Raw genomic sequence first — 14,593 nt, 5'->3', positions numbered from 1 at the left:
CTTATTCCTCGACTCGCATCAGAACCTGACCCGCGTCGACCGGGTCGCCATCTTCGGCCAGGATCTTCGTCACGCGGCCTGTAGCCGTCGATTCGATTTCGCTGAACTGCTTCATGACCTCGACCAGCCCCACAGTCGCGCCTTCCTCAATCTCGACGCCGACCTCGACGAACGGCGCGGCATCGGGCGATGAGCGCCTATAGAACGTCCCGGGCAAAGGGCTGACAATGTCGTGTTGGGCCATGCTCGTACTCCTGTCTCAGGCGTGTCGGAATTATTGGGGGAAAGCCGGTTGCGGCGCGGCGATGCGAATGTCGTGGCGAATCAGCGTGTCACGCGTTGCCTGGACGAGTTCGAGTGCACCGGGCGTGTCGCTATGGATGCAGACCGAATCGAAGTCGATGTCTATCTCGCCACCTTCGATCGTCGTCACGCGTCCTTCCACGCAGGCGCGCAGTACTTTTGCGGCGACCTGGGCTGCATCGAGCCGGCCGACGCGGCGGGTGAAAACGATCGACCCGCTCGCGTCGTAGTCACGATCGGCGTAGAACTCGCGGACCACGGGCTGGCCCAATTCGCGGGCAACCTGATAGGTCACCGACGACTCCATGCAGTACAACAGCAAGCTCGGATCGATTTTCTGCAGGGTCGCAACCAGACAGCGCGACAGCTCTTCATCCTTTGCGGCGAGCATGTAGAGCGCACCGTGAGGCTTTACATGCTGCACGCCGACGTTTGCGAGCCTCGCGAACTCGCGCAGTGCTCCTAGCTGGAACACGATGTCGTTGACAAGCGCCTGGGGTGACTCGGTGATCGTGCGGCGGCCGAATCCAACCAGATCGCGAAAGCCCGGGTGCGCGCCCACGCCTACGCCCGCTTCTTTCGCCGATTGAACCGTGCGCGCCATGATGTTCGGGTCTCCGGCATGGAAACCCGTGGCGATATTGGCTGAACTGATCAGCGGCATGATCTCGGCGTCCACACCGTCGCCGATGGTCCATGGACCGAAACCTTCGCCCATGTCCGAATTCAGGTCGATACTGCGTTTTTTCACGATTGGCGCTCCTGGTTCATCGGCCTGGGTGTGCACCACCGCTCGCCCGCAATGCCGATTACGTGAACCTTATGGTGTGGCGGCTCGCCAAAATAGTTCTATTTTCAGATGACCCTGTATCTGTTTTTTTGATGGGACGCCAACCGCTTGCCTTATTGCCGCGGTCACTCGACCTGGTAATTTTGCGCGAATAAGATATGGCGGCGTGCAATATCAATTTTTCGGCGGGCATCATGGCTTTGACTTTGCGGCAGCTCAAATACTTCGTGGCGACGGCTGAACTCGGGCAGATATCGCAGGCTGCAATCCAGCTCACGATTTCCCAGTCGGCAGTGACAAACGCGATAAAGGAGCTCGAAGACAGCCTTGGCACCCAGCTATTCGTGCGCATGGCGAGCGGCGTGACGCTGACTCAGACCGGGCGCAAATTCCTGAATCAGGCGTACACCATTCTTTCGTCCGTCGAAGAGGCCATGCGGATCCCGAATCTCGAGAGCACGCTGACTGGCACCCTTACGATCGCCGCGAGCTATACCGTGATCGGTTACTTCCTGCCGCATCATCTTCAGAGGCTAAGCACGCTCTATCCGCTGCTCACCATTAATCTGCACGAGCTGAATCGCGAGTCGATCGAAGAAGGCCTGATCACCGAACGCTACGACATGGCCGTGCTATTGACATCGAACGTGGCGAACCCGGAACTCGTACTGGAACCCGTGATTCACTCGGCGCGCCGGCTTTGGCTTTGTGCGCATCATCCCTTGCTCAAGCGTGAAAGCGTAACGCTCGCCGATGTCGCTCCAGAACCGTTCGTCATGCTGACTGTCGATGAGGCTGCTTATACCGCGCTGCGCTATTGGGCCGATACGCCGCATCGGCCCAATGTGAAGCTGCGGACATCGTCGGTGGAGGCGGTGCGCAGCATGGTGGCGAACGGCAGTGGCGTCGCCATCTTGTCGGATATGGTCTACCGCCCCTGGTCGCTGGAAGGAAAACGGATCGAAACCATGGTCCTGCGCGATCCGGTTCCGCCAATGAGCGTTGGCCTCGCATGGCGCAAGAACCGCGAGTTCAGTCCCGGGATGCATGCGGTACGGGAATACTTCCGCCACACGTTCATGGAACCACGTTCGGTCGCGAGCAATCTTTAGTCATTTTGCTAAAGCGGCGCCCCCGGATGTGGCGTGTCATCGAACGCACCCCACACCGACTGATCGTAATTCACCATCGATCCCGTCATCAGACCCGACTCGCCGCTCGCCAGAAATGCAACCGCGCGCGCCGCTTCTTCCGGTTCGATCAGCCGCCCAAACGGCTGCACCGCCCCCGCCTGCGCCAGCCAATCATCACTCGCGCCGTGATATTCCCGCTGGATCCGGTCCTCGCCATCGGAGGCCATCCAGCCGAGATTCAAACCATTCACGCGGATCCGGTTACGCAAGAGCGCGTACCCCGTGTTCTGCGTCAACGTGGCCAGCGCGCCCTTCGACGCGCAATACGCCGCGATGAACGGTTGCCCTGCCATCGCCGACATCGAGCAAATGTTGACGATAGCCCCTTCAGTGCGCTCGCGCCGCATGACGCGGACGGTCTCCTGCATCAGGAAAAACGGCGCGCGCACGTTAGTCGCGAAGATGCGATCGAAGAGAGCGGGGTCGGTATCGAGGATCGTGCCGCGATCGGTCATGGCCGCTGCATTGACCAGCACATCAATGCGCCCAAACCACGCGTCCGCCGCCGCGATCACCGCCCGGCAATCCTCGACTTGAGAGAGATCCGCTTGCACGTAACGCACGTCCACGCCGCTCGCCTCGCTCAGTTCACGCGCCTTCGCTTCACCCTTGTCTCGCGAACGCCCGCAAATAACCACGCCGCTTGCACCGCGCTCGACCAATAGCGCTGCAATCGCAGCGCCAAGTCCCTGAGTACCGCCGGTGACCACGGCCACCTTGTCGCCGAACTGTTCCACGATTCATGTCTCCGCTAGTAATCGATCAAAGCATTTCCGTCACTTCCTCGATAGACGTCTCCGCTACCGGCCGGTCGAGCACGACCTCTCCGCGCGCCATGGCAACAATCCGGTCGCACGAGTGAAACACATGCTGCAGGTTGTGGCTGATGAACACGCCCGTGATGCCCTGCGCCGATAAACCCCGCACAAATCCAATGACCTTGTCCGTTTCCTTGACGGATAGATGATTGGTCGGTTCATCGAGGATCAATAGCTTCGACTTGAAATGCATGGCGCGTGCAATCGCCACGCCCTGGCGCTGGCCGCCCGATAGCTCACCCAGCAGCGCTTCGGCGGAACGCAGATGCAGGTCTACATCGGCGATGGCCTTGACGGCTTCGGTGCGCATCCGCGCGTGGTCCATCGGTCCAATGCCGAATAGCGAAAACAGCAATGGCTCACGCCCGATAAACACATTACGCGCAATCGATAGATTCGGCACCAGCGAGTTATGCTGATGAATCGTTTCGATACCGAGTTGCATCGCCGCTTTGGGTGATGGGATGCGCACAGGCCGGCCCTGAAACAGGATCTCGCCTTCATCCGGCCGATGCACGCCCGATAGAATCTTGATGAGCGTCGACTTGCCCGCGCCGTTATCGCCAAGCAGGCCCACGACTTCGCCGCGTTTGAATTCCAGGCTCACCCCTTTGAGCGCATGCACGCCGGAGTACCACTTGTGCAAGTTGCGCACGGCCATCAGCGCGGTCGATGTGCTTAGCGCGTCGGCCGTCACGCCGTCATTGGTGTACGAGTGCAGCGCCTCAGAAGAGATCGTGTTCATAGCTGTACCTTCAGATGTCGCGCCGTGCGGCGCATCCATGCGTTGGCGACCACCGCAAAAATGGTCAGGCTGCCGACTGCGAACTTGAACCAGTTGGCATCGACTTGCGTCAGCACGAGGCCGTTATCAATCACGCGAATCAGCAGAGCACCCACCACCGCGCCAAGTACGTTGCCTATCCCGCCAGACAGCGCAGTCCCGCCGATCACCGCAGCAGCGACCGCTTGTAGTTCGAGACCATCGCCTATTGATGGAAGCGCCGCGCCAAGCCGAAGCACCTGGATCAAGCCGGCGAAACCGGCGAGCACCGCACACAGCACGAAGGAAAACAGCTTCACGCGCCGCGCCGGCACACCGCTCGATATGGACGCTTCAAGAAACCCGCCGGTCGCTTTCATCCAGTTACCGAGATTGGTTGCGGACAACAAGAACGCCGCCGCTGCCCCGATGCCGATAAACCAAAGAAACGACGCACGAAACAATCCCTCCGGCCCGATAAAGCTAACGAACAGTTCCGCGGGCATTCGTTCTATGGGCAGGTTAGGAGGAAAGCCACCCGATAACACGACAGTCAGTGATCTCACGATGAACAACATGCCAAGCGTCGTGATGAAACTCGGTATGTTGAACACCAGCGTGATCAATCCGTTGGCGAGCCCGACGCACGCGGCCACCACGAGCCCGATAAAAAACGCCGGCCAGAAGGGCACGCCGGCGTTCATGAGCAAGGTGATCGACATGGGTGTAAGAGCAAACACCGACCCCACCGACAAATCGAACTCGCCGCAGATCATCAACAGCGTCACGCCGATAGCAACAAGCCCCACTTCAGGCAACACGCCAAGCACGCCACGGATGTTTTCGGCGCTGAGAAATATCATCTGCGAGCGCACCTGGAACAAAGCGATCAGCACCGCGAGCAACACGACACCCGCCAGTTCCGGTTTTTGCAGGTAGATCTTGAGCAGCTTTTTCATGCGAGTCTCCTAGCGCAAGCCTTGCTGCGAGAGTGCGATCACCGAGTCGGCCTGCGCGGGCATGACGAGGGAATTGCCGGTGTTGATATCCGTAGGCGCCAAGCCGAAGGACTTCGCGAGATAGACCTGCATCACAGGCATGAAGCCCTGCGCGTACGGCTGCTGATCGACCTCGGCCTGGATGTAGCCGGCCTTCATCATCTGCAGGACCTGCGGCACGATGTCGAAGCCCGCAAGCAGCACCTTGCCCGGTGGCACGTTACGATCCTTCAGCGTGCGGGCCACGGCTGCATGGAAGAAACCCATGTCGAAGTACGCCGTCGTATCGGGATGCGCCGTGAGATACGCGCCGACGCGTTCGCCCGTCACCGAGAGGTCCGTACCCGAGTCGATCCGGTCGACCACGATCGCGCGATTCGGATTGGCACGCTTCCATTCATCGAGGCCATCCATCACCCCTTTCGCGCGTTGCTCGGCCCAGTTCTGTCCCGGCGCGCTGACACCGATCAGCACGCGGATCGGCCCGTCCTTGGGAAACTGGCTGGTGAGTTGATGCGCGAGACTGCGTCCTGCCGGGACAAAGTTCTGGCCGATGAACGCCTGCCGTTTTGCAGCGCCCGTCGCGCCGCCGCTTTGATCGACGTTATAGGCAATCACGATGATGTGCTTCGCGCGGGCGTCGTTGATCATCGACGTGAGCGCGTTGTCGTCGACAATGGTCGTCAGGATCGCATCGGGCTTGCGCGCGACCGCCGCCTGGAAGTTCGCGCTTTGCTGCTCGATCGAGCCATCGGTCTGGGTAAAGACCATCTGGCAATGGGCCTGGACGCGCACGCAGGCATCGTCGAAACCTTTCTTCACGGCTTGCCAGAATGCGTTGGTCGCCGCGCCGTGCGTCAGCATCACGATGTTCAGCGGCTCCGCGCTGCGGGCCGCGGTCGTGGCAAAGAGCGTTGAGGCAATGCATGCCGCCACCGCGAATTTTGAAGTGAGTCTGAGTCTCCGTGTCATCGTTTGTCTCCTGTTATGTCCCGCTCGCGGCTGCATCCGCGGTGCGAATGCCGGGCCGTCGTGCGGGGTGTTGCTGTCTCCGTTCTTTGCCGGAGATTTATGGAAGTTCCATGCACCAGCTTGATAGGCTGGTGCGGTTAATGCGATCATCGTTTCGTTCGTACTCTCAAACCGACAAGGCCCATGCCCGACCTGACCAATCGCCGTAAAACGAGCATGGCCGATATCGCCAAGGCCGCCGACGTCAGTGAGGCGACCGTCGATCGCGTGCTTAACGGTCGCGGCGGCGTCTCGCGCGAGAAAGAGCGGCGCGTGCTTGAATGGGCGCGCAAGCTGAAGATCGACCGGGCGCTGGACGCCGTATCGGTGCGCTGGTTGCGTATCGCGATCCTCTTGCAGCAGCCCATCGCACCGTATTACGTCTATCTCAAGCAGGGTTTCGAAATCGCTCAGAAGGCGTTCGAGGCGCAGCGCGTGATCTGTGCCGTGACTTACTTCGATAGCCTCGAACCGGCGCACGTGGTCGAGACCATCCGCCGCGTGACGCAGAAGGCCGATGCGTTGATCATCGTCGCGTATGAACATCCCGACATCACGGACGCGTTGCGCCAGGTCAGCCGCGCGATGCCGGTCGTCACGCTCGCCAGTGACCTGCCGGGGACCGGAAGGCTTGCGTACGTGGGCATCGATAATCGCGGCGCAGGACGGGTCGCAGGCGAACTCATGGGCCGCTTTCTCGGCGATGCGGGAGGCAAGGTGCTCGTGATGACGGGCATGCATGATTTCCTCGGCCATGAAGAGCGTGAAAGCGGTTTTCGCTCGGTGCTGCGGCGGCGTTTCCCAAACTGCGACATCGTGGAGACAGTCGAGAGCCGGGAGCAATCGGCGGTCACCGAAAGCCTCACTCGCGACGCCTTCCGGCGCTATCCCGATCTGCGCGGCATCTATAACATTTCAGTCGGCGACGAAGGCGTCGGCGCTGCGCTGCAGGCGCTCGACCGCGTTCGTTCGACGGTGTTCGTCGGCCACGAACTCAACGACATTTCGCGGCGCTTGCTCATTGAAGGAACGCTCGATGCCGTGCTCGATCAGAACCCGATCGGCGAAGCAATGCGTTCCATCGAAATCATCTTGCGGCACTATCATCGCGATCCCGGCGTGGCGTTACCGCAGCAGATTCCGGTCACGGTGTTGTTACGCGAGAACCTTCCGCTGAGCGACTGACGCTTCTTGCTGCATGAGCGAATTCCACAGTTCGCGGATCCAGTCGCGCATCAGCAGCGATTCCGCCCAGCGGTCGGTCGTGTCGTTCCCATCGCGGCCGATGATCGCGTAAGGTTTCGGTCCCAGCTCACACGTGAAGACCAGGGTGTCGTCAGGACCGGCACGCCGTTTCCACGATGCAAAGCCGTAACGCCACCAATCGAGAAACAGGTCCACCCAGACCCGGTGCGGCTCAAATGAAATTTCGATCTGCACTTGTTCGCGGCTCGCGACGCGGCCGTGAAATGCCCACGAGTGATCGAGAACCTGATGCATGGCGGCGTGGTTTTCATCGGACACCGGCATGGCGAATTCGCGTCCGACCAGGTAGTGCGAGATATCGCCGAGCAGTTTCAGATCCGGCCGGGCATCGAGTAGATCGAGCGTGAAATGCAGGTCGGTCGTCATGCGGTCCCGATGCGTTTCGATATACACCGGAAAGTCCACTTGCTCAGCGAGCCTCGTCCAGCCATCGATCAATTCGAGCGCATCACCTAATCGACGCGGCCGTACATCGGGCTGCAAGTCGATGTGATCCATGGAAAATTCGGTGGCGTTTTCAAGGACCGGTTGCAGGTCGTCTACCGTGCGTGGGAAACATTGGCCTTCGGCATGCAAGCCCAGCGGCGTTAGCAAGCCGGTAAGCCGACGCACGTCATCGCGCGATTCATAGGAAGCGCTCACTCCATCGAAGCCCGCTTCGGCGATGAGTCTTATATTGTCTTCAAGCGAGCGCTCATAACCATCGGTATGACGGCGCTCCATCGCCCATAGCGATTGATAGACTTCCAGCCGCTGCGTCATAGCGCCTCCGCGGCAAGCAGTGGTTTGAGTTTGACGCTGCGATCAGAGAGCAGCGTTGGGTCTATACATGCACGCCGCGCGATCAACTCTTGCGCTATTCGCACATCGCGCGCAATTTCGCTTACCTGTCCAACACCGCTCGCACCAACCAGCACGCCATCGCGATCCAGCGCAAAGAATACCCGCGACGTGGCGCTTATCTCGCGCACCGCCGTCGTCACACCAAACCCGGGCATGCCGGCGATCTGTATTGTCATGTCGTATTGATCGGACCAGAACCACGGGACTTCGGAATAGGTCTCGCCACGGTCGAGCATATTGCGCGCGACTATGCGCGCATGGTCTTCCGCGTTCTTCCAGCATTCGAGCCGCATGCGCCGCCGGAACAACCGGTGCGGGAACGAGCAGACATCGCCGGCTGCGAAGATATGCGGATCGTTGGTGCGCAGCGTGTCGTCCACGGCGATGCCATCGGCCACGTCGATACCCGCAGCTTCCGCCAGTTCCGTGCGCGGTTTCACGCCAATGCCGGCGATCACGCAATCGCACGCGATGCTCGTGCCATCGGAGAGTTTGACGCCGGTGGCACGTTTCGCCGATCCGATGATCCGGTCGACCTGCACGGCGAAGCGCACGTCCACGCCCATCTGCCGGTGCCGTTCCACCAAGTACGCTGCGACTATCTCGGGCACGGCACGCATCAGCGCCCTGGCAGCCGCCTCGATCACGATTACCTCGCAGCCTCGTGCAATGGCGGTTGCCGCGATCTCCAGCCCGATAAAACCCGCTCCTACGATGGCGATCTTTCGGCCCGGCGATAACTCGTCGAGTACGTTCAAAGCGTCTGCCGCCGTGCGCAAAACATGCACGCCTTCCAAGGTCGCGCCCGGCACGGTCAACCGCCGCGGCGCAGCGCCCGTCGCAATCAGCAAACGCTGATATCCGACTCTATGCCCATCCCTCAAAACAACGGCCCGCGCTGCCCGGTCGATCTGCTGCACGTTTGCATCGATACGCAGATCGATACGTTGCTCGCGATAAAACGCCTCGTCGTAAAGCGCGCATTGCGCGGTGGTTTTCTGCCCGAGCAGCACGGCCTTGGACAAAGGCGGCCGGTCATACGGCGCGACACCTTCGTTGCCAAGCAGCGTGATCGCGCCCTCCCAGCCGTTGTCGCGCAGCGCATGGGCGGCACGCGCGCCGCTTTGGCCGGCGCCGATGATCACCATTGCGGGACGGTTGCTCATGATGCCGCCTGTGCTTGCGCCGGTACCCCGAGCAGTACTTCGCCGCCTTCAACACGCACCGGATAGGTTTTCAAATGCACGCATACCGGCGGGCTCTTGGGCTTGCCGGTGGGAATATCGAAGCGTCCCTGATGCAGTGGACACTCGATCTCACGGGCAAGAACAAATCCATCGGCGAGATGCGCGCGTTCGTGCGTGCACCAGCCATCCGAGGCAAAGAAACCCTCTGCTATCCGATACACCGCGTAACTCGCGCCCGCGTAGTCAAAGCGGATCACGTCTTCTTCGGTGATCTCGCTGGCAGCACAGGCGACGACCCATTCGATGTCGTTCGTTTCAACAGCCACAGCAGCCTCCGTGTTTTTAAACTTGTTCAGATACCCGACTGGGTGGCGAATGGACCATGCGGCCCGCTTTCAGCCGGCAGCTTGCGTTCGATCACATGACCCGGATCGGAACGCTGTTTCCATAGCGCAGGCACCATCTCCTGATACGCTGCATAAAGACCCGGATACGCGGGCGGAAGCTGATCCTTGATGACCTCGTGCAGACGCGGCAGCGCGTGGAACGGCACCATCGGCAGGAGATGATGTTCGAGGTGGTAGTTCATGTTGAGATACAGGAAGCGGTAGACCGGATTGATGTACACCGTGCGTGTATTCAGCCGGTGATCCTTCACGTTGACCGCCAGACCGGCGTGCTGCGTCAGGCCTAGTAATTGATGCAGCCAGCCGCCATAGAAACGAGGCGTCCATACGAACATCAGCGGCAGGAAACTACGCAGCGTGATCGCCAGCCCGATTGTGAAGATCACCACCAGCAGATAGACGCGGCATGACCAGATCATCTTCGGTTTTTCGGTGGCGGGGAGGAAGGCATCGGTAGCGGCATCCACGCGACCGAACGCATGCCGGACGATCTTGCCTATCTCAAGCGAACTGCCCAGCAGTCCAAAGAAGTCGACGATGATCGGCAGAACCTGGGTTGGCCGCGCGACCTGGATCTCCGGATCGCGCTCTTGAAAGTAAGTATGCGTGTGATGCCGCGCGTGGCTCCAGCGCCACCAGTAAGCTTCGCGGATCGTCATGAAGGACGAAAGGTGGTAGAAGGCGTCGTTGAGCCAGCGGGTCTTGAACGGCGTGCCGTGGGCGAGTTCATGCCAGCGGGCGTCGCTGGACGAATAGATCGTGCCGTAGACAAAGAAGGCCGGCACCGCCCACCACGTGCCCCAGCTCAACGCCGCTACCACACCCGACGCGACCAGCAGCAACAGCCACGGCCCGAAGTTGCGAAGGCCTTCGGCGTCGCTGCGTTTCATCAGTTCCTTCAGCACGGCGCGCGGGATGCGCGGCTGATACCACTGCCGGCCGATACGCTCGTCGAGGGTCGGGTCGGTGAGGCCGGGCTTGGCCGCATCGCTGCCGTCGACGTCGGAAGTTGAGGACATAGGGTTGTCTCCTGCTTGATGATGTTTGAGCGCTTCCCGTCAGTACAACGTGGCGGGTGGCCTTCTTGTTGAGACAACGATAGATGAGCGGAGCCCGCCGCTCACTCAAAAAAATGATGGATTTCCATCAGGCATGGCTGGGGAGCACGTCGGCTATGGGTTGTTGAAATGGAAATTAAATTCCACGAATTTAACTCGTGAAATATTCTTTGCATTGGCGCAAACGGTCTTCTATGCTAGTGAGCACTAGCGGCCGGAGTGCCGCGTGGATCGTCAAGGAGATAGCTGTGAACAGTATGGAAGCCAATGCGGTGACGCCGGAGGGGGTAGTCGAGGCGTTGTTGCGCGGGCCGGGCGCGGTGCGCATTCGCGGCTTGTTCAGCGCGGCGCAGGTTGCCGAGGCGCGTCGAGTGGTGATGGCGCATTCGCAGGACCGCGCGCAGACGGTCACGCATTTCCAGGGGCAGGCGGCCGAAGATCAGCGCTTGCATCTACAACGGCGCGTGTGGAATCTGCTCGCTAAAGGCGACGTGTTTTCGGAGATGGCGGAGCATCCCGCCATTGTCGCGGCAATGCGGCTTTTTCTCGGTGAAGACTTCATCATGGGATCGATTGCCGCGAATCGCATCCTCCCGGACGGTCCCGGGCAAGAGCCGCATATCGATTACCCGTACTGGGATTTTCATGCGCCGGGGACGTTCCCGGTCGGCATCAACGCGAGCTTTCCGCTCAACGCGCAAGTGACCGTTCCGCTCGATCCCTTCACGCCACAAACCGGCGCGACGGCTTTTGTTGCGCACACGCAGCATGAGTTGCGTTATCCCGGCGAGGGCGATGCCTTCTTCGAGCGCTGTGAGCGTATGGAAGCGGATCCCGGCGACGCGATTGTCTTCTTCGGCGCGACCTGGCATTGCGCGATGCCTAACCACAGCACGCAGGATCGCAGTGCGGTGCTGATCCAGTACCTGCCGAAATTCGTCAAGCCGATGGAAGACCTGCGCGCGATGGTCGGCGAGGCGTTCGTGAAAAACGCCAGTCCGACGATGCGGCAGTTGCTCGGTTTGAACTTCCCGTATCCGCAGAATCTCGATGCGGTCGCTGTTGCGACGAACGCCGAGGGTAGAAAGAACGCCATGCGCTGAACGGAAAACTGAAACGCGCCCGGCAGGGTGCGATGCAAGCGACGCAAACGGCCGCGCCGTCATCGATTAGCGGGCCTGACTCCTTCTGCGGTCATTGCGGCAGGTCTGCACACTCACTCCCGCCATCGTCTGCATTCGTGTAATCCCTTACGGACGGCTCCAAATGATAGCGTTACCATTCGCCCATTCAAAAGCGTCTGAGATCGCTGCAAAGGAGAATAAGTTTGTCCTCGAATCCCAAGGCTCCCCGCAAGACCCCTGAGCAATTACGCAGTTATCGCTGGTACGGCGTGAACGACCTGCGCTCGTTCGGACACCGTTCGCGCACGGCGCAAATGGGCTATCACCCGTCCGATTACATGGGCAAGCCGGTCATCGCCATTGTCAATACGTGGAGCGAGATCAACTCGTGCCACACGCACTTCAAGCAGCGTGTGGAAGAGGTCAAGCGCGGCGTCTGGCAGGCGGGCGGCTTTCCCGTCGAGATGCCCGTCATGACGCTCGCCGAGCCGTTCCAGAAACCCACCACCATGCTCTACCGGAACTTCCTCGCGATGGAAACCGAGGAGCTGCTGAAGTCCTATCAGTTCGATGGCTGCGTGTTGATGGGCGGCTGCGACAAGACCACGCCCGGCCTGCTGATGGGCGCGATCAGCATGGACCTGCCAACAATCTTTCTACCGGCTGGCCCGATGTTGCGTGGCAACTGGAACGGCCGCACGCTCGGCAGCGGCTCGGACACCTGGAAATACTGGGCGGAACTGCGCGCCGGCAAGATCACAGAAGAGGAGTGGAAGGGCATTGAAAGCGGCATTGCGCGCTCGCCGGGGCACTGCATGACCATGGGCACGGCGTCGACCATGACCACCGCCACCGAATCGCTAGGCCTGACGCTGCCCGGATTTTCATCGATACCCGCAGTGGATTCACGTCACGCGCAGTTCGCCTCGCTGACCGGCCAGCGGATTGTGGAGATGGTCTGGACCGACCAGAAACCCTCCGACATCCTGACCGCGAAATCATTCGATAACGCCGTCACCACCGTGCTCTCCATGTCGGGTTCCACGAACGCCATCGTGCATCTGGTGGCGGTCGCGCGCCGCGCGGGTATCGACCTGACGACCGCGCGCTTCGATGAACTCGCGCGCATCACGCCCGTGCTCGCCAATCTGCGCCCGGCCGGCAAATACCTCATGGAAGATTTCTTCTATGCAGGCGGTTTGCGCGCGTTGCTTGTGGAGTTGGGCGAGTTGATCGACGGTACGCAGATGACGGTGAGCGGGTCGACGCTCGGCGAGAACATCGCGGGCGCGGAGATCTTCGACACAGACGTCATCCGCAATCTCTCCAACCCGCTGGTGGAGCGCGACGGTCTCGCAGTACTAACCGGCAACCTCGCGCCCGATGGCGCCGTGATCAAGCCCGCCGCAATGGAACAGCATCTGCTGAAGGCACGCGGTCCGGCGGTTGTATTCAAGGACTATGCCGATATGGCGGCGCGCATCGACAGCGAAGAACTCGACGTGACCGCGGAGTCCGTGATCGTGCTGCAACATGCGGGTCCGGTGGGTGCGCCCGGCATGCCTGAGTGGGGCCAGTTGCCGATCCCGCAGAAGCTGCTGAAACAAGGCGTACGCGACATGGTGCGGATCTCCGACGCCCGCATGAGCGGCACGAGTTACGGCGCGTGCGTGCTGCATGTGGCGCCGGAATCGTTCGTGGGCGGGCCGCTTGCGCTGGTGAAGGACGGCGACATGATCGAACTCGATGTGCCCGGCCGGCGCCTTCATCTCGATGTCAGCGATCAGGAGCTCGCCGCTCGCAGGGAAGCGTGGAAGCCGCCGAAGCGTCCGTTCGAACGCGGCTTTGGCGTGATGCATCAGCTTCATGTCACGCAGGCAAACAAGGGCTGCGATTTCGATTTCCTTGAAGAACCGGTGGCGGCGTCGTCAAGCGTAAATCGCGACGAACCCGAGATTCATTAACCTTATTCAAAGCACAGCTCCATGAACCCATCCGATACCCCCCTCAGCAACGCCGCGCTGGAACTGTTGCGCCACGTCAGCACCGCTACGCTTACTACGCAGTTGTTCAAGCGCGGCTTGCGCAACGTGTTCCTGCAAGGCGTCGCGCCGCTCGTCAAACCCGCGCCGGGCGCACCAAACCTCGTTGGACCGGCCTTCACGCTGCGCAATATTCCGGCGCGTGAAGACCTCGATCACGTGGGCGTGTTTCAGGACCCCGATCATCCGCAGCGTAAAGCGGTCGAAAGTGCGCCGCCGGGCAGCGTGCTGGTTCAGGATTGCCGGGGCGACCGTTCGGTGGCGTCGGTGGGATCGATTCTCGCGCTCCGGCTGGCGAAGCGCGGCGTGGCGGGCATGGTCTCCGACGGCGCCGTGCGCGACAGCGGCACGATCTCCGGCCTAGGCCTGCCGCTGTGGTGTGCAGGCGCGAGCGCGCCGCTGAACCTCGCCAAACATCACGCGGTGGACATGAACGTGCCAATAGCATGCGGCGGCGTGGCGGTGTATCCGGGCGATATCGTCGTCGCCGATGTGGACGGCGTCGTGATCGTGCCGCGCGAAATGGCGGAAGAAGTTGCGCGCGATGCGACCGAGCAGGAGCAACTGGAAATTTTCATCTCTCAACGTATCGATGAAGGCAGGCCGTTGCGCGGCACCTATCCGCCGAACGAAGAAACGCTCGCGGCCTACGCGCAATGGCGCGCACAAAAACAATAACCCGCTGATGTTGGACATATGACGGCACGCTGGTAGCCAGCGGGCGCAGGAGACCTCGTGAATACTGCTGTTAATCCCACCGCACATGCTGTTGATGAAACACCGCTGATCA

15 protein-coding genes are annotated in these 14,593 nt (G+C 60.8%); 5 read left to right on the top strand and 10 right to left on the bottom strand.

Annotated features, from left to right (window positions below; genetic code table 11):
- Window position 1 precedes the first annotated feature (1 nt).
- Entirely contained in the window at window positions 2-244 is a 243-nt protein-coding gene (locus M0D69_RS10850) for an acetyl-CoA carboxylase (protein WP_301782026.1), read from the bottom strand.
- Window positions 245-274: 30 nt separating this feature from the next.
- On the bottom strand, window positions 275-1,054 hold the full coding sequence (locus M0D69_RS10845; protein WP_301782025.1) for a 5-oxoprolinase subunit PxpA: 780 nt from the start codon (window positions 1,052-1,054) through the stop codon (window positions 275-277).
- A gap of 233 nt (window positions 1,055-1,287) precedes the next feature.
- Here M0D69_RS10845 and M0D69_RS10840 point away from each other — a divergent pair, with 233 nt between their 5' ends.
- Entirely contained in the window at window positions 1,288-2,205 is a 918-nt protein-coding gene (locus M0D69_RS10840; RefSeq protein WP_301782024.1) for a LysR family transcriptional regulator, read from the top strand.
- Window positions 2,206-2,213: 8 nt separating this feature from the next.
- On the opposite strand, the gene M0D69_RS10835 is transcribed toward M0D69_RS10840, so the two are convergent.
- From M0D69_RS10835 to M0D69_RS10820, 4 genes are read right to left on the bottom strand one after another with little or no spacing between them, the layout of a single operon-like run.
- Window positions 2,214-3,023 carry an SDR family oxidoreductase gene (locus tag M0D69_RS10835; RefSeq protein WP_301782023.1) on the bottom strand — a complete coding sequence of 270 codons (810 nt, stop codon included), beginning with the start codon at window positions 3,021-3,023 and terminating at the stop codon, window positions 2,214-2,216.
- Between the two features lie 25 nt (window positions 3,024-3,048).
- Complete coding sequence (locus M0D69_RS10830) at window positions 3,049-3,849, bottom strand: ATP-binding cassette domain-containing protein (protein ID WP_301782022.1); 801 nt, start codon at window positions 3,847-3,849, stop codon at window positions 3,049-3,051.
- Entirely contained in the window at window positions 3,846-4,826 is a 981-nt protein-coding gene (locus M0D69_RS10825) for an ABC transporter permease (protein WP_301782021.1), read from the bottom strand. Before M0D69_RS10825 ends, M0D69_RS10830 begins: the two co-directional genes overlap by 4 nt.
- 9 nt (window positions 4,827-4,835) lie before the next feature.
- A complete protein-coding gene (locus tag M0D69_RS10820) occupies window positions 4,836-5,837 on the bottom strand; it encodes a sugar ABC transporter substrate-binding protein (protein WP_301782020.1) in 1,002 nt (333 codons plus the stop codon).
- A 183-nt stretch (window positions 5,838-6,020) separates the two neighbouring features.
- Here M0D69_RS10820 and M0D69_RS10815 point away from each other — a divergent pair, with 183 nt between their 5' ends.
- Complete coding sequence (locus M0D69_RS10815) at window positions 6,021-7,061, top strand: LacI family DNA-binding transcriptional regulator (RefSeq protein ID WP_301782019.1); 1,041 nt, start codon at window positions 6,021-6,023, stop codon at window positions 7,059-7,061.
- Here M0D69_RS10815 and M0D69_RS10810 read toward each other — a convergent pair.
- Genes M0D69_RS10810 through M0D69_RS10795 form a run of 4 tightly spaced genes read right to left on the bottom strand, consistent with a single transcriptional unit; the run spans window position 7,032 to window position 10,598 of the window.
- Entirely contained in the window at window positions 7,032-7,904 is an 873-nt protein-coding gene (locus tag M0D69_RS10810) for a sugar phosphate isomerase/epimerase (RefSeq protein WP_301782018.1), read from the bottom strand. The two genes, M0D69_RS10815 and M0D69_RS10810, sit on opposite strands and share 30 nt — an antisense overlap.
- Window positions 7,901-9,151, bottom strand: a complete 1,251-nt coding sequence (locus M0D69_RS10805; RefSeq protein WP_301782017.1) for an NAD(P)/FAD-dependent oxidoreductase — start codon at window positions 9,149-9,151, stop codon at window positions 7,901-7,903. The genes M0D69_RS10810 and M0D69_RS10805 overlap by 4 nt, the downstream gene beginning before the upstream one ends.
- The gene (locus tag M0D69_RS10800; protein ID WP_301782016.1) at window positions 9,148-9,498 is read right to left on the bottom strand and encodes a non-heme iron oxygenase ferredoxin subunit; all 351 of its coding nucleotides are present in this window, start codon (window positions 9,496-9,498) and stop codon (window positions 9,148-9,150) included. The genes M0D69_RS10805 and M0D69_RS10800 overlap by 4 nt, the downstream gene beginning before the upstream one ends.
- Before the next feature lie 26 nt (window positions 9,499-9,524).
- The gene (locus M0D69_RS10795; protein WP_301782015.1) at window positions 9,525-10,598 is read right to left on the bottom strand and encodes a fatty acid desaturase; all 1,074 of its coding nucleotides are present in this window, start codon (window positions 10,596-10,598) and stop codon (window positions 9,525-9,527) included.
- A gap of 296 nt (window positions 10,599-10,894) precedes the next feature.
- Between M0D69_RS10795 and M0D69_RS10790 the strand changes: the two genes are divergently transcribed.
- From M0D69_RS10790 to M0D69_RS10780, 3 genes are all read left to right on the top strand, one after another.
- Window positions 10,895-11,740, top strand: coding sequence for a phytanoyl-CoA dioxygenase family protein (locus M0D69_RS10790; RefSeq protein ID WP_301782077.1), 846 nt, complete (start codon window positions 10,895-10,897; stop codon window positions 11,738-11,740).
- A 224-nt stretch (window positions 11,741-11,964) separates the two neighbouring features.
- Window positions 11,965-13,725: an L-arabinonate dehydratase gene (gene araD, locus M0D69_RS10785; RefSeq protein WP_301782014.1), complete on the top strand. Its 1,761-nt coding sequence runs from the start codon at window positions 11,965-11,967 to the stop codon at window positions 13,723-13,725.
- Between the two features lie 21 nt (window positions 13,726-13,746).
- Window positions 13,747-14,481 (top strand): ribonuclease activity regulator RraA, encoded by a 735-nt coding sequence (locus M0D69_RS10780; RefSeq protein WP_301782013.1) that lies wholly within the window; start codon window positions 13,747-13,749, stop codon window positions 14,479-14,481.
- The last annotated feature ends 112 nt before the right edge of the window (window positions 14,482-14,593 follow it).

Origin of the sequence: Caballeronia sp. SEWSISQ10-4 2 (assembly GCF_030464885.1) — a bacterium.
Classification (GTDB): Bacteria; Pseudomonadota; Gammaproteobacteria; order Burkholderiales; family Burkholderiaceae; genus Caballeronia.
This window is presented reverse-complemented; position numbering and strand designations above follow the sequence as displayed.

What these genes read in the sequence shown, in the direction of transcription:
- M0D69_RS10850 (WP_301782026.1), bottom strand. Translation starts at nt 244, where the DNA reads ATGGCCCAACACGACATTGTCAGCCCTTTGCCCGGGACGTTCTATAGG.
- M0D69_RS10840 (WP_301782024.1), top strand. Translation starts at nt 1,288, where the DNA reads ATGGCTTTGACTTTGCGGCAGCTCAAATACTTCGTGGCGACGGCTGAA.
- M0D69_RS10830 (WP_301782022.1), bottom strand. Translation starts at nt 3,849, where the DNA reads ATGAACACGATCTCTTCTGAGGCGCTGCACTCGTACACCAATGACGGC.
- M0D69_RS10825 (WP_301782021.1), bottom strand. Translation starts at nt 4,826, where the DNA reads ATGAAAAAGCTGCTCAAGATCTACCTGCAAAAACCGGAACTGGCGGGT.
- M0D69_RS10820 (WP_301782020.1), bottom strand. Translation starts at nt 5,837, where the DNA reads ATGACACGGAGACTCAGACTCACTTCAAAATTCGCGGTGGCGGCATGC.
- M0D69_RS10815 (WP_301782019.1), top strand. Translation starts at nt 6,021, where the DNA reads ATGCCCGACCTGACCAATCGCCGTAAAACGAGCATGGCCGATATCGCC.
- M0D69_RS10810 (WP_301782018.1), bottom strand. Translation starts at nt 7,904, where the DNA reads ATGACGCAGCGGCTGGAAGTCTATCAATCGCTATGGGCGATGGAGCGC.
- M0D69_RS10805 (WP_301782017.1), bottom strand. Translation starts at nt 9,151, where the DNA reads ATGAGCAACCGTCCCGCAATGGTGATCATCGGCGCCGGCCAAAGCGGC.
- M0D69_RS10795 (WP_301782015.1), bottom strand. Translation starts at nt 10,598, where the DNA reads ATGTCCTCAACTTCCGACGTCGACGGCAGCGATGCGGCCAAGCCCGGC.
- M0D69_RS10790 (WP_301782077.1), top strand. Translation starts at nt 10,895, where the DNA reads ATGGAAGCCAATGCGGTGACGCCGGAGGGGGTAGTCGAGGCGTTGTTG.
- M0D69_RS10780 (WP_301782013.1), top strand. Translation starts at nt 13,747, where the DNA reads ATGAACCCATCCGATACCCCCCTCAGCAACGCCGCGCTGGAACTGTTG.